Genomic DNA, 14,632 nt, shown 5'->3' with positions numbered 1-14,632 from the left:
AAGCTGCGGGAGTGAGCGATGTCGGAATATGGGTTTGGGAAAAGCGTTCGCCGAGTCGAAGACGACCGGCTATTGATCGGCAAGGGCCGCTTCCACGACGATCTCGAATTCGACGGCCAAGCCTATGCGGCGATCGTCCGGTCGCCGCATGCCCACGCCAACCTCGGCACCGTCAATATCGGCGCCGCGCGGTCCGCACCCGGGGTGATCGCCGTCTTCACCGGCGCCGATGCGGAACAGGCGAAGATCGGCCATATGCCGAGTCCGACCGTTGCCGTTTTGCACCTCAAACGCAGCGACGGCTCCCCAGCCTACGTCCCGCCCCGTCCGGTTCTGGCCACGACGGCGGTCAAACACGTCGGCGACCCCGTGGCGATGGTCGTCGCCGAGACCCTCCAGCAAGCACGCGACGCCGCCGAACTGGTCGATATCGATTACGATGTTCAGCCGGCGCTGACCGATACCGCGGCCGCACCAAAACCCGGCGCCGCGCAAATCTGGGCGGACGCCCCGGCCAATACCTGCTTCCAATGGTCCATGGGCGACGGCGACGCGACCGAAGCCGCCTTCGCCAAGGCCGATCGCGTGACCGCCGTAGATATCGTCAACAACCGCGTCGTTTGCGCCTCAATGGAACCGCGCGGGGCGACAGGCGCCTACGATCCAGCCAGCGGAACCTACACGCTCCGCACCAACTGCCAGAACGTATTTCAGCTTGGCCAGGTCGCTGCCGGAATTCTTGGCGTCGACAGTAAACAGCTGCACGTCCTCACCGACGACGTGGGCGGCGGGTTTGGCATGAAGGGATACATCTACGCCGAGCAAGTACTGGTTCTTTGGGCGGCGAAAGCTCTAGGACGCCCCGTAAAGTGGTACGGCGACCGGAGCGAGTCGTTCGTGAGCGACGCCCATGGGCGCGACCACGTCACCCATGCCGAGTTAGCCATGACCAAAGACGGCGATTTCTTGGGCCTGCGGGTCAAGACGATTGCGAGCCTGGGGGCCTACGCCAATCAGGTCGGCCCCCTTGTCCCGACATTGCTGTACAGCCGCATGCTGCCGGGGCTTTACCGGATTCCGGTAGCCCTGGCCGAGGTCACCGGGGTATTCACCAACACCGTCGTCACCGATGCTTACCGCGGGGCCGGCCGGCCGGAGGCTGCTTATGTCATCGAACGGTTGGTCGATAAAGCGGCGCGCGAGATGAACATTCCTGCCGATACCCTGCGCCATCGCAACTACATCCGGCCCGACGAGATGCCCTTCACCACGGCGATGGGCCTCAGCTACGACTCAGGCGACTTTACCCGAAATCTCCAAGACGCCCTCGAAGCCGCGAACCAAAAGGATGTCGACAAACGACGACGAGATGCGGCAACGCGCGGCAAGCTACTAGGGTTGGGCATTGCCACCTATATCGAAGCCACCGGCGCCGACCCAACGGAGACGGCAAAGATCACCTTCAAAGACGACGGTCGAGTCCTCCTCGACATGGGCACGTTAGGGACCGGCCAAGGTCACCCCACGACCTTTGCTCAGTTCATCAACGAGGCGCTCGGAATCGCATTCGACAAGATCGATTTCCGCCAGGGCGACAACCGCCTCTTGCCGCAAGGCGGCGGGACCGCCGGATCGCGCTCCTTGGTGATCGGCGGCAACGCAGTCCTGACAACGGCCGAAAAGGTGCTGGAGAAGGCGCGCAAAATCGCCGCGCACATGCTTGAAGCCGCGGAGGCCGATCTCGAATTCGATGACGGCACCTTCACCATCGCGGGAACCGATCGTTCGATCGCCATCATGGACGTCGCCGCTGCCGCGAAAGACTCAAAAAACCTGCCCGACGGTATGGAACCGGGGCTGGACGAGATGGGCGATTACACCTATCCGGTCCCGACCTTCCCCAACGGTGCCCATGTTTGTGAGGTTGAGGTCGACCGAGACACCGGGCAGGTCGCCATTACCCGCTACACCGTGGTCGACGATTTCGGCAAGGTTATCAACCCGTTGTTGGTCGCAGGACAGGTCCACGGTGGCATCGCTCAAGGCATGGGCCAAGCGTTGTTCGAACACGCGGTCTATGACGACGAAGGCGGCCAGCTGCTTACCGGCTCTTTTATGGACTATTGCATGCCGCGGGCCGACGATTTGCCTTTCATCGATTTCCGCTACAACGAAATTCTGTGCCAAACCAATCCCTTGGGAGCCAAAGGTGCGGGAGAGGCCGGTACCCTGGGTGCCTTGCCGGCGGTCGTTAACGCCATCCTCGATGCCCTTGCACCGCTTGGCGTGGCCCACATCGATATGCCGGCCACCCCCGAGCGCGTCTGGCGCACGATGGCGGCGGCCCAGACCGCCTAACGACGGAAACCTCACCGTCCCCGCGTGAGTATGAGGTAGACGCGTGGAGCGTTGCCTGCGCGATGGAGGCTCGATGGCGACCGAACAAGCCTATGTTGCCGCGACCCGCTTCGGCTACGGACCCCGGCCCGGCGATCTGGTCATGATTGCCAGCGACCCCAAGGGCTGGTTGCGCGACCAAGTCGAAAACACCGACCTACCCACCGAACTCCGCAACCTCGGCCCCTCGGCGCCGTTGCTCGCCGAGACTCAGCGCCAGCAACAAGGAGCCCCCCAAGCGTATGTGAAGTACTTGAAGGGAGAGGCACGCGACGTGCTCGGTCGAGAGGTCGGCCGCCGTACGATGGCGGCAATACGCAGCGGAACCCCGTTCCGCGAACGCCTCGTGCACTTTTGGAGCAATCACTTCACGATTTCAGTCAAGCGGCCGCAAATTATCGCCGCGGCGGGCGCCTTTGAGCGCGAGGCAATTCGGCCGAACATTTTTGGTACTTTTGCCGATCTCTTGGTGGCGGTCACCCAGCACCCCGTCATGTTGATGTATCTCGACAATCAATTTTCCTTCGGGCCGAACAGCCCGGCCGGTCGCCAGCGCGATTTTGGCCTGAACGATAATCTGGCGCGTGAAATTCTCGAACTTCATACCCTGGGCGTCGACGGCGGGTACACCCAGGACGATGTGATCGGGTTAGCCAAACTCCTCACCGGTTGGGGTGTTGCCCGTCCCCAGGATCGATCGTCCGGAACGCCCGGCGCATTTGTGTTCCGCGCCGTCGGCCACGAACCGGGCACCAAAACGCTCCTCACAAAGACCTATCGCCAAAACGGCGTCCGCAGCGGCGAGGAGGCATTGCGGGATGTTGCCCGTCACCCCGCCACGGCACGTTTCGTGGCAACGAAACTCGCGACCCATTTTGTCGCCGACGAACCGTCAGCGGCGAGCATCAGCCGCCTTGAAAAGGTATTCAAGGACACCGGTGGCGACCTTCGGGCGTTGACGCTGGCCCTGATCGACATTCCCGAGACATGGGATGCACCGCTCTCCAAGTTCAAAACCCCGAACGACCTCATTATTTCGAGCCTGCGCGCCCTTAACGTGAACGAACTCGCCGACCAACGGATCATCGGGGCCCTCGGCCTGCTCAACCAATTTCCGTTTACCGCACCCTCGCCCGCCGGATGGTCCGATAAGACCGCCGACTGGATGACGCCGGAGGCGCTGATGACCCGGATCGAATGGTTACGCGCGCTGGGCAACGTGTCGCCGGTCCCCAATCCGGTGGACTGGGCGGAATCCATCGTTGGCCCTGTCCTCTCGGACGAAACCAGAACAACCGTCGCCCAAGCTCAGAGCCGCACCGAGGCCGTGGCCTTAGTGTTCTCCAGCCCCGAATTTCAGAGGAAATAGCCATGCTGACCCGTCGCCAGACGCTCCAGCACCTGACCGTTGCTACCGCGCTAATGGCTTCGCCGGCAGGCATTCGCATGGCGTTTGGCGCCGTCCCGACGGACAAACGACTGGTCGTCGTATTGTTGCGCGGCGGCATGGACGGCCTAGCCGCTATCGCCCCCTACGGCGAGACAAGCTACCGGCGGACACGGGGCGAACTCGCGCTGCCCCGACCGGGCGAACCGGGCGGCTTGGTCGACCTTGACGGCCAGTTCGGCCTGCATCCCGCATTGGCGTCGCTGGAACCGTTGTATCGCAGCGGCGATCTCGCCGTCGCCCATGCGGTGGGTATACCCTACCGCAATCGGTCGCACTTCGATGCGCAGAACGTCCTCGAGAACGGCACCCACCTGCCGCATAGCACGGTTGACGGATGGTTGAACCGTGCCATCGGCGCAATGGCTCCGGGTGACGTCCCGGTCGGACTAGCCGTGGGTGCAAACGTGCCCCTAATCATGCGCGGCGATGCGCGCTACACAACCTATGCGCCGCAGGTGCTACCCGATGTCGGCACCGATTTCATTACCCGTCTGGAGAGGATGTACAGGCAGGACCCGATCTTGACGAAGACCCTTGCGGACGCCGTGCAAGCCCAAGCGATGAAGGACGACGTACTCGGGCAACCCCGAAAAGGATCCCGCCGGGATCAAGGCGGCGCTCAGGCGTACTTTCGCGAGTCGTTCGGGGCGGCGGGCAAGTTGCTGGCCGACCGAAACGGACCACGGGTCGCGGTTCTCGACACCGACGGTTGGGATACCCACGCTTTTCAAGGAACTACGGGCGGCCCACTGGCGACCCAGTTCGAGAACCTCGCTACCGGATTGACGCAGTTGCGCAAAGGATTGGGTGCCGCCTGGCAGGAGTCAGTGGTTGCTGTCCTTAGCGAGTTTGGGCGAACGGTCGCCATCAACGGCACCAAAGGTACCGACCATGGCACCGGAAGCGTTGCCCTGATTCTCGGTGGCGCGATCAAGGGGGGCCAAATGGCGACAACTTGGCCAGGATTGGATCCGCGCCACCTGTTCGAGGGCCGCGACCTTGCGCCCGCGACCGATATACGCGCACTCCTCAAAGGCATTCTGCGCGACCATATGGCCGTCCCTGAGGGGGACATCGAAGACCGGGTGTTTCCCGACAGTCGATACGTTGCCGGGCTACCCGGGTTGATCCGCACCTGACCCTGGACGAACCGTGAACTTCGCCCGATACTCCGCTCCCTAATCTGGAAGGGACACCATGAAGCTCTACGGCTCACTTGCATCGCCCTACGTCGCCCGCTGCTGGCTCACGGTTGCCGCAAAGGGAGGCGGCGCCGATCTCGAGGCTTACGAAGGCGGAATCAAAAGCGACAGCTATCTCGCCATGAACCCGATGGGGAAGATGCCGCTATTGGTCGACGGCGGGACATCGATCCCCGAATCTGGCGTGATTTGCGAGTATCTCGATCGAACATTGTCCGGGCCGGCGCTCATGCCGGCGGACGCGGCAGGACAGGCGCATGTCCGCCTATTGTGCCGCATCGCCGATCTTTATGTGTATCCGCCGGCGGTCTCGCTGCTGCGGCTGCAGAAGGACGGCGATACAGAGGCGATCTTGACCGGTAAAACCAACACGGTCGCCGCACTCGACTATGTTGAACACTTCCTCCCCGACACCGGCTTTGCCTTCGGCTCCTCCCTCACCCTTGCCGACGTAACCCTGCACGGCGCCATTGGGCTGGCGGTCCTCGTACTCGGCAACCACGGGATGAGCGGTCGATTCGACGGGCGGCCCAAACTGGCAAAATGGTGGGGCGCGATCAACGAGAACCCGACCCTAAAGCCGGCATTGGATCAGATCCAACAGACCGTTACGGAGTTCCGCCAGAAGCGCGAAGCGGAAGCGGCAGCGAAAAAAGCCGGCGGCTAATCGACCCGCCTTGTCACGAGACAATCGTTGTATGGCGCAAGCCGCGACGGCCCTTCAATGATGAAATTCTGGCGAGCGGGAGTCGGTGTCGCGGCTGGGCTTGCGTTGTTCGCGTGTACAGCCTGGGCCCAGGGCGAACCGACCGAACCGGCGGTGGAAACCCGTGCCTTTACCACGGTCCGCGCAGGCGACGTTCGGGTCGACTACCGGGACAATACCGAAGTGAACAGCCGGCTCGCCGCCGAGATCGAACGCGCCTTGACGCTGCGCGGTTTCGTCCTGCGGCAGCAACCGTCGATGTTGCTGGACTTTCGCACGAGCGTGCGGCGCAACGATACGGGCGGCTTGCGCCTGCGTTTCTACGGCGAGGGTGGCAGCAACGTCGGGCTGGACGATTTCAAGGTTGGGATCGACCTGCCCGATCCGGAACGCAACCGGCGAACCGTGCGCTACGAAGTCTTCATGGACTTAATCGACCGCGAAGCGAGGCAAATCGTCTGGACTGGCAAAGCGAGTGTCGAGGTCGACGGTGCCGAACGATTTCAGGTCACATCGGATCTTGCGCGCCGGCTGATCGACCTAATCGGTCGTTCAACACCGAACTAGTAAGGTTCGAGACCGCGGTAAGGCTGGCGACCGTATGGTTCCAGTGACGGCGGCAAATCGGGCCGGTGGTCCGGATCGAACGTGAACTTGTATTTCTCTTCGGTCCAGTAATTGACGAGCGGCCCGCCTTTGGAGCGGCCGAGCATGAACATCCCCGCCCGAGTGCCAAACGGACCGTGACGGATGTCCGGCGGTCGCCAGAAATAGCCGCCGGCCCGCATAACCCCTCGCTCTAGGTACAGGTCGCCAGAGAGTACGAACATTTCTTCGACGACGGGGTGGTATTCCCGCGATCCCATAAACCCGTCGGCAACCCCACCGGGCTGACGGGCATTGAGCCAAGTCCGGTCGCCGGTGTCGGGGTCGATTCTCTGGGTTTTGGTCAATAGACCGGTCGGCACTTTGGGGTCGTGGGTGACAGGTTTCCATTCTTGGAGGTTGGTGTCGATATGCTCGACCAAACCGCCATCGGCGCGGAACGACTCGCCGCCTGTTCCCTTCTTGGGTTCGCCTTCGAAAAAGGTGAGTACGACGGCACCGCGGCGACTGGTTGCGGTGCGGCGTTCATGGCCAGCCGGCAAGTAGGCGTACCCGTAGGAGCGATAGTCCGTGCCGTTGATCGCAAGTTCGCCGTCTAGAACGAATATCTCCTCGTCGACGCAGAGATGCTCGGGTTGGCTCCGCGACCAACCCGGCGGATAGCGCACGATGGCCGTCGACGCGCCGGTCTCATCGTCGACGCTAAGAATCTTGGATTCGACGTCGTCGCGCGCGCCACCATAGAGACCGCGCGCCCACGGCAGGGCCTGGACCTGGATGAACTCAATATGCGGTCGCGCCATAACTTCGTCCTCCGTTAGGTCGCCAACGACCGCCGGGACGTTATGCCGCGCAGTCGTTCCCTGGCGTCAAACAGTCTCAGACGGCAGGCGCGCCCGTTCGACACCCGGCGGCAGGGGCACATCCTTGAGTGCCCACAAATCGCGCGGCGCGTCCAACTGCCCGGCGTACCAGCACGCCACTTTGCGCCCCGGACCGATCGTCTTGAGCGGCGGTTTCTCGGTCTTGCAGCGATCCTGCGCGATCGGACAGCGCGGATGAAAGCGACATCCGCTGGGCCGGTAGATCGGCGACGGCGGATCGCCGGTCAGGACGATTCGTTTGCGATCGCCCCCGGGTTCCGGCACCGGCGTTGCCGACAGAAGCGCCACGGTATAGGGATGTTGGGGCCGACCGACGACCTCGTCGGACGGGCCCTCTTCGACCGGCTCGCCCAAATACATCACGATTATCCGGTCCGAAATCTGATGAACCAGCGCGAGATCGTGCGCAATAATGAAGAGCGCGATATGGAGACGATCCTGAAGGTCGCGCAACAGATTAATGATCTGCGCCTGGATCGACACGTCAAGCGACGACACAGGTTCGTCGGCAATCAACGCACTAGGCTGGAGCGCGAGCGAACGGGCAACCGCGATCCGCTGGCGCTGGCCGCCGGAGAACTGCGAGGGAACGCGGTTGGCGGCATCGGGCGGCAGTCCGACCTGCTCGAGCAGTTCCGCGACGCGATCGTTGATTTGCTGGCGCGTACCGTACTTGTGCGCGATCAACGGCTCGGCGATCACACGACGGATGCTCCAGCGCGGGTCCAAACTGGAATACGGATCCTGAAAAACCATTTGTAGGCGCCGGCGTACAGGCATCAACTCTCGGTCGTTGAGGTGTGTGATGTCTTGCCCGTCGAAAATGATGCGCCCGCCTTCGGGTTCGTGGGCCCGCATCAGCGTCAGCGCAACCGTCGACTTGCCCGACCCGGACTCGCCAACGAGACCAACGGTTTCGCGGGGCCGAACGCCCAGGCTGATTTCATCGACGGCGTGGAGCTTTCGGCCACCCGGCGCTCGGAAGGTCACCCTAAGGTTTTCCGCCTCAAGGAGGAATTCGCTGTTACCTACGCGGCCAGACCCACTTTCGGTTTTCGTCATGCTCACTTCTCCGATGCGGGACGGGGGTGCCAGCAGGCCAACAAACGCCCGTCGGTGTATTCAAGCGGCGGGCGATTGTCGCAGTCGGCCTCGGCAAAACGACAGCGGGGCGCGAACGGACAACCGCGCACGATATCTTCGGCGGTCGGCGGGATACCGGGTATCGGTACGAGCTTGGGCCGACGAATATCGAATTTCGGCACGGCCGCGAGGAGCCCCATCGTGTAGGGATGGCGAGGACTAGTCAGCACCTCTTCGATTGTGCCGGTCTCGACGATTCGTCCGGCGTACATCACCATGATGCGATCGCAAATCTCGGCGGCTACACCCATATCGTGGGTGATCAAGATCATCGTTGCCGATGCCAGCCGCTCGCGCAGCAGGTCGAGGATTTGCGCTTGGATCGTCGCATCGAGAGCGGTCGTGGCCTCGTCCGCGATGATCACTTCCGGATGATTGATCAGCGCCAGAGCGATCATGACACGTTGGCGGAGGCCGCCCGACAACTCGTGCGGGAATGCCTCTAGACGATCTCGGGCGGAGGGAATGCCGACGTCATCGAGGGCATGAAACGCAATCTCCATTGCCTCTTTCTTGGAGACGTTTTGATGCCGCATGGCCGACTCGACAAGCTGCGATCCTACCGAGCGGACTGGGTTAAGGCCGGTCATCGGATCTTGGAACACCATGCCGATGTCGTTACCGCGGACCTTCCGCAGTTCGTTAATCGGCAGGTTGTCGATGCGCCGGTCGCGCAGGTTGATCGACCCCTCGATGATTTTACCCGGCGCCGGCACGATGCCGAGCAAACTGAGCGCGGTCATGCTCTTGCCCGATCCCGACTCGCCAACCAGACCCAGCGTCTCGCCCTGCCGGAGGTCGAATGAGACACCGTTTACTGCACGGAAGTTCGTCGGTTGACCAGGCCGCGGAAACTCGACGACCAAGTCCTTAACGGCCAGAATCGTATCTCCCGATGCCGCTGTGCGCGCCGCATCCGGGGCGCTTTCGCTAACCACACTCATACTTCAACCGCCCGAGCGCGTTTGCGCGATAGTTCGGCGAACCCGTCGCCGATGAGGTTCAAGGAAATCACCGCCGTGACGATGGCGCCCGCGGGCACGAACATCATCCACGGCGCATTGACCAGATACTGCCGACTGTCGGACAACATGTTGCCCCACGACGGCGCGTTGAGCGGCGCGCCGAGGCCAAGGAACGACAACGCGCTCTCAATGATCAGCAATACCGCAAAGAAGAACGCGGCCATCACGAGGATGGTCGGGCGCAACCCCGGCAGAACGTGGAAGATCAAGATCGACCACTTGGAGACCCCAAAGAGTTTTGCCGCCAGTACGTATTCGCGCGTCAGGAGCCCCCGGGATTCCGCGTAAATCACGCGCGAAACCGCCGTCCAGGCGATGAAGCCCATGGTCAGTGAAATTGGCCAAAACCCACGACCGACGACTGCGACTACGACCAGTGCCAAGACCAGGAACGGCATCGCGATCATCGAGGCGACGCCGAGCAAGACGATCGTCCGCACGATGCCGGTGTACCATGCCCCGATCAACCCGATGAACGTTCCGATCACCGCGACGCAAACCACTGCGACCCCGGAAATCCCAAGCGACCAAGGCAAGCCGCCCAGGACGCGGAACAGCAAATCGCGACCGAGTTGGTCCGTTCCAAAAATATGATAGACCCCGTCCCGCCCGGTGAACCCTGGCGGCTTCAAGCGGCTGGTGAGGTTGCCGTCCAGATCGGAGGAGTCGAGCAGGAACCATTGCGCCAGGAGCGCCAGAACAACCAGTCCAAAAATGAGAAGACCCAAGTCAAGCTGGAACGAACCGGTGCCGAGTTTGTTGAACCGAAACGCCGGCGCCGGTTTTTCCGAAACGGCGGTAGTCATGCGCGTTGCCTCCGAAGTCTTGGATCAATGAAGAGGAAGACAATGTCCGTCATCGTGATCGCGAAGTAGACGAAGATCGCAATCATGAACACCGCGGCCTGGACGACGGGAAAATCGAGTGTCTGGACCGAGGTCACCAACAATCGGCCGATCCCCGGCCAGGCGAAAATCACCTCGGTGATGATCGACCCGCCGACCAGGAACGATACCTGGGCACCGATCAGTGCGGTTGCGCCTAACATTGCGTTCTTGAGCGCATGCCGCCACAACAGTGTGTTGAAGCCTGCACCGTTTGCGCGCGCTGTGCGGATGTAATCTTCTCGCATGGCTTCGGCGACGTTGGCCGAGATCACTCGGACGACCTGCGGCGCCTGAAACGCCGCCAACGTTATCGCCGGCATAATCCAACTTAAGACGCCTTGATTCCCAATCGAGGGTAACCATCGAAGTTCGACGGCAAACAGCTGAATCAGAAGAAGGCCGATGATGTAACCCGGTATCCCTTGCGCAATAAATACAGCGGTCGCTGCAAGCTTTCGTCCGGTCCGATCCGGCCGGCTTCCCAGCCACGCGCCAAGCGGGATCGAAACAATCAGGTTTGCCGTGAACGCAATGATCACCAGCGTGAAACTGGTGGGCAGGCGTTCGAATACCAGCCCCAACGCATCCTGGGCGTTGGCGAGGGAACTCCCGAAGTCGAGTTGGACCATCTTAAAGAGGAAAACGCCGTACTGAACGATCAGAGGCTTGTCGAGGCCGTACTGTTTGCGAATGAGTTCTAGTTGCTCTTGGTCGCCCGTTTCACCGGCGAGCACTGCCGCGGGGTCGCCCGTCAGCCGAAGTAGGAAGAAGAGCAGCGTGCTGATGAAGAGCAACAAGAAGATTAGTTCGAGGACGCGCTTGGTTAGCGTCTGTATGGTCTGTTGTGTGACCGGAATGGTCTCCGCATCGCCGCGGGTGCCGCCCTTTGGGGCAGCCGGCGCAGCAGGCTTCTGTTCGTTCGCAATATCCGTCACGAAACGCTCCTCAGATGGACAGATGCGGGGACAGGAAGCGCCCCAGCTTCGCTGATGATCGTGAAATCGCTGCAATGAGCGGCTGGGTAATTGCCAACCCCACTACCTCCCTATACGGGTGCCTTATGGCACCTCGCCTTTGCCCCGTGTCGCGCCGGTTCCTACAGCTATTTTTTCGCTGTTTTCCGCGTGACGCTTTGGTTTATAGGCCGAACCTAGAGCCGTCAAGCAAACTTCATTCGCACCGGAAACTCTTGTATTGTACGGACTTTTGGGCCGCATTATCGCCTAGGAGGGGTCCCTCTCGATCAACTCGATCAATTCCCCCATACCCCCCTTTGTCGTCGCCGCACGGCGCCCAAAATAGGGTGCCTCGGGGCGCCGCACCGGCTTGGACAGCAGGTCCATTTGCAACGCGTCAAGGGTGTCGACCAATACCGACATCATCGCGTTACCTGGCGGCAAATACCCCTCAACCCGCGGACGTTCGCTAGCCTGGGCCGGGTAGCCGTCGATTTCGACCAAGCTTCGCGACCGCATCGTCGCTACCGTGAGTCTTAGGTCCAGAGTGCGGGGCGGCACGCCGAACGCTTTGTCGATAATCTCAAGCTTGGTATCGGCGATATCTCCAGGGGCGATCCCCCAATGGGTGTCGAACCACGACTGGACTTTCTCCGGACCGTTCGTCGCGAGCACCGCAATGAACATGCGGTCGACGAACGAGTGCGCTTCCGGCAGGTCAAAAGCCGGAATGTCTTCCTTAAACATCGTCAGGTAAAATATTTCGTCCGCAAGACCGCGCACCTGCATTGCCCGAATCTCTGGGATCATTTCGAGGTCCGCGGCGGGTCCGACGATTTCGAACGGCGAGGCTTTGAGCTTTTCTTGAAGCGCATCCACATCCTGGCAAACCATTTCCGACGCGGCCCACCCATAGGTCGTGAGCGGACGGTAACCGGGGGTGGTCGGGTTTGCCACTAGCCGAAGAAAATTCTGTTTGCCGCTTTCGGGTTCGAGCACGGAAAACGTCGCACCGGCGTTCTTGGGTGCGCCCCAGGATGTCGCGACCGCGGAGTCGAGCGTACCCCGGTGGACAACCCGAAAGCCAAGCCAGTCAACATAGGTCTTCTCGGTGGCGGCAACATCAGGCGCTGCAATAGTCGATGCCGCCCACGGTCCGATGGCCGGCACAGGCGGTGAAGTATCGGTCATGTGCTTTCCTCCCCAGGGTCGCGGCCAGAACTCTATGGAGCGCCCGTGGGTAGGTCAAACCGATAGACCGCAATTGACCTCCTCCGGGCTGTCCGGTTAGGTAGCGACAGACTGGGGGCGCGATGACATCTCTGCATGACGAACTCGGACGCTTCTTAGTCGACTACGAGCACGCTTGGCGCAGTGGAAACTATGAAGCGCTCCGGGCGCTCTGGGACGCCGACGAACCGGAACCGATCTATGTACCCGAGAAGTCCGCGCCGCTGTTTGGCTGGCCGGCCATCGACGCCTACTTCGCCGGTAACCGGAAAGTCCTCGCCAACGTTGCAGTCCGCACATGGAACCACCACACGCGCCAGCTCGGTCCAAACACAGCAATCTTGTTTTACCACATGCATTGGAACGCCAAGATCGTTGACGGCAGCCTGATGGGCGGGGACGTTCGCGTGAGCGCGCTTGTCCGTCGCACCGCCGCCGGGTGGCGATTCTTCCATTACGTCGAAGCTCCACCGGCAGCGATGGTTCAGATCCGCCAGATGCTGCGCCATAATTGCGATGACAATTTCGCGAACGCCAACCAGTAACAAATAAAGACGAGGCCAGCATGAAGTACGACTACGTCCCCCTCCCCGAGCGCAAACCGCTCCGGTGGCCCAATGGTGCCCGCGTCGCGCTCATCCTAACGATCAACCTCGAACACTGGGATATGGTGAAGGAAAGCGGCGAGCCCTACTACGCCGGCGGCCCCCCCATCCTGCCCGACCCGATGCCGGGCAATGTCGTCGATTGGCCAAACTACTCGTGGCGCGAATACGGCCAGCGGATCGGTGTATGGCGCATGTACGACGTGTTCGAAGAACTCGGCGCCAAGGCTAGCTGCACGATGAACGCGAAGACCGCGCTAGAACGCCCGCAGATGGTGCAGCACGCGGTTGATCGGGGCTGGGAGATCGTTGCGCACAACTACGAGCAAGGCGAACTGCTATGGAAGCACGCGTTCGACGAAAACAAGGAACGCGAAGTCATCAAAAAGACGCTCGACGTATACGAAAAGGTCGTTGGCAAGAAAGCGAAGGGCTGGCTCTCGTCGTCGCTGCGCGGCACCCTGCGCACACCTGACCTGATCGCAGAAGAAGGTCTCATCTTCTACTGCGACCTGATGAACGACGATCAGCCCTACCTTATCCAGACCGATTCCGGGCCCATCGTATCGACACCCTATACCAACGAGGTCAACGACTTCACCCACTTCCATCGCCGCGGCTTCACCACCGACGAAGTGCTCGACCTCTACAAGGAGCAACTCGACGAACTGTGGCGCGAGGGAGCGAAAACCGGGCGGATGATGAACGTTGGGCTGCATCCGCATGTTAGCGGTTTGGCTTACCGTATCCGGGCTCTGCGCGAGTTCATCAAATACGCGCAAGCCAAGCCCGACGTGTGGATCGCGACCCGCGAGGAAATCGCAACGTGGTACCTCGAAAACCACGCCTCGCACATCGGGTAGGAAACGTCGGGTAAGAGCCATGGCGAACAAACCCGCCTCGCTAGAAGACCGCGTCGGGCGCCTTGAGGCGATCGAGGACATCAAGCAGCTCAAGGCGCGATACTGCGCCTATTGCGACAAGGCCTACGACCCGGCGGGCATCACCTCCCTATTCGTGCCAAACGGCGTCTGGGACGGCGGTAAGTTCGGGCGCTACGAAGGCCACCCCGCCATCGCCGAATACTTCCTGAAGATCAGCGACATGGTGACGTTTTCGGCGCACATGATCACCAACCCGATCATCGCGGTCGACGGCGACCGCGCGACCGGCCAGTGGTGGATACTGACCCCGGCGACGCGCATCCGCGACGGTGCAAAACAGGCGTACTGGATGCTCGCCACCTACGACGATGTCTATGTCCGGACCGATCGCGGCTGGCTTTACGAATCGCTGACCGCCGATCTCAAATTCGTCGCGCCCCACGACACTGGCTGGGCCGAGCAGGCCGGCTGACCCAACGAACCTAAGACTCCGGACGGGATGACCGCATCGATGCGGTAAACTCTCCGGCAAGCGCGCGCTAATTACTGACTCCGCGCGCAGTACCGACGACGCCATCACGTGGTTTTGCGGTACAGCGATAGATCCGGTTTCCGCCAGGCCACGGCTTCAATGGAGTACAAGGCCCGACTATGCGC

At 61.5% G+C, this 14,632-nt stretch carries 14 protein-coding genes; 8 read left to right on the top strand and 6 right to left on the bottom strand.

Translation table 11 applies throughout. The features are described 5' to 3' along the window. Positions 1-18: 18 nt before the first annotated feature. From RID42_09915 to RID42_09895, 5 genes are all read left to right on the top strand, one after another. Positions 19-2,358 (top strand): xanthine dehydrogenase family protein molybdopterin-binding subunit, encoded by a 2,340-nt coding sequence (locus RID42_09915; GenBank protein MEQ8247987.1) that lies wholly within the window; start codon positions 19-21, stop codon positions 2,356-2,358. A 73-nt stretch (positions 2,359-2,431) separates the two neighbouring features. Then, complete coding sequence (locus RID42_09910; protein ID MEQ8247986.1) at positions 2,432-3,766, top strand: DUF1800 domain-containing protein; 1,335 nt, start codon at positions 2,432-2,434, stop codon at positions 3,764-3,766. A 2-nt stretch (positions 3,767-3,768) separates the two neighbouring features. After that, entirely contained in the window at positions 3,769-4,986 is a 1,218-nt protein-coding gene (locus RID42_09905; GenBank protein MEQ8247985.1) for a DUF1501 domain-containing protein, read from the top strand. Between the two features lie 58 nt (positions 4,987-5,044). Next, positions 5,045-5,716, top strand: coding sequence for a glutathione S-transferase family protein (locus RID42_09900; protein MEQ8247984.1), 672 nt, complete (start codon positions 5,045-5,047; stop codon positions 5,714-5,716). A 57-nt stretch (positions 5,717-5,773) separates the two neighbouring features. Continuing rightward, positions 5,774-6,322 carry a hypothetical protein gene (locus tag RID42_09895; GenBank protein ID MEQ8247983.1) on the top strand — a complete coding sequence of 183 codons (549 nt, stop codon included), beginning with the start codon at positions 5,774-5,776 and terminating at the stop codon, positions 6,320-6,322. On the opposite strand, the gene RID42_09890 is transcribed toward RID42_09895, so the two are convergent. From RID42_09890 to RID42_09865, 6 genes are all read right to left on the bottom strand, one after another. Continuing rightward, on the bottom strand, positions 6,319-7,164 hold the full coding sequence (locus tag RID42_09890) for a cupin domain-containing protein (protein MEQ8247982.1): 846 nt from the start codon (positions 7,162-7,164) through the stop codon (positions 6,319-6,321). The genes RID42_09895 and RID42_09890 overlap by 4 nt on opposite strands. 66 nt (positions 7,165-7,230) lie before the next feature. Further along, positions 7,231-8,307 carry an ABC transporter ATP-binding protein gene (locus RID42_09885; protein MEQ8247981.1) on the bottom strand — a complete coding sequence of 359 codons (1,077 nt, stop codon included), beginning with the start codon at positions 8,305-8,307 and terminating at the stop codon, positions 7,231-7,233. A 2-nt stretch (positions 8,308-8,309) separates the two neighbouring features. Beyond that, complete coding sequence (locus tag RID42_09880; GenBank protein MEQ8247980.1) at positions 8,310-9,332, bottom strand: ABC transporter ATP-binding protein; 1,023 nt, start codon at positions 9,330-9,332, stop codon at positions 8,310-8,312. Continuing rightward, on the bottom strand, positions 9,329-10,219 hold the full coding sequence (locus RID42_09875; protein MEQ8247979.1) for an ABC transporter permease: 891 nt from the start codon (positions 10,217-10,219) through the stop codon (positions 9,329-9,331). Before RID42_09875 ends, RID42_09880 begins: the two co-directional genes overlap by 4 nt. After that, positions 10,216-11,235: an ABC transporter permease gene (locus RID42_09870; GenBank protein ID MEQ8247978.1), complete on the bottom strand. Its 1,020-nt coding sequence runs from the start codon at positions 11,233-11,235 to the stop codon at positions 10,216-10,218. The genes RID42_09875 and RID42_09870 overlap by 4 nt, the downstream gene beginning before the upstream one ends. 288 nt (positions 11,236-11,523) lie before the next feature. Beyond that, on the bottom strand, positions 11,524-12,447 hold the full coding sequence (locus tag RID42_09865) for a hypothetical protein (GenBank protein ID MEQ8247977.1): 924 nt from the start codon (positions 12,445-12,447) through the stop codon (positions 11,524-11,526). Between the two features lie 122 nt (positions 12,448-12,569). On the opposite strand from RID42_09865, the gene RID42_09860 reads away from it, so the two are divergent. The 3 genes from RID42_09860 to RID42_09850 are packed head-to-tail and all read left to right on the top strand — an operon-like array spanning position 12,570 to position 14,447. Further along, a complete protein-coding gene (locus RID42_09860; GenBank protein ID MEQ8247976.1) occupies positions 12,570-13,031 on the top strand; it encodes a nuclear transport factor 2 family protein in 462 nt (153 codons plus the stop codon). Between the two features lie 20 nt (positions 13,032-13,051). Then, positions 13,052-13,954, top strand: coding sequence for a polysaccharide deacetylase family protein (locus tag RID42_09855; protein ID MEQ8247975.1), 903 nt, complete (start codon positions 13,052-13,054; stop codon positions 13,952-13,954). Positions 13,955-13,973: 19 nt separating this feature from the next. After that, entirely contained in the window at positions 13,974-14,447 is a 474-nt protein-coding gene (locus RID42_09850; GenBank protein ID MEQ8247974.1) for a nuclear transport factor 2 family protein, read from the top strand. The last annotated feature ends 185 nt before the right edge of the window (positions 14,448-14,632 follow it).

This window comes from Alphaproteobacteria bacterium (assembly GCA_040216735.1).
Classification (GTDB): Bacteria; Pseudomonadota; Alphaproteobacteria; order SHVP01; family SHVP01; genus CALJDF01.
The sequence above is the reverse complement of the archived record's forward strand: the minus strand, read 5'-3'. Positions and strand labels throughout refer to the sequence as shown.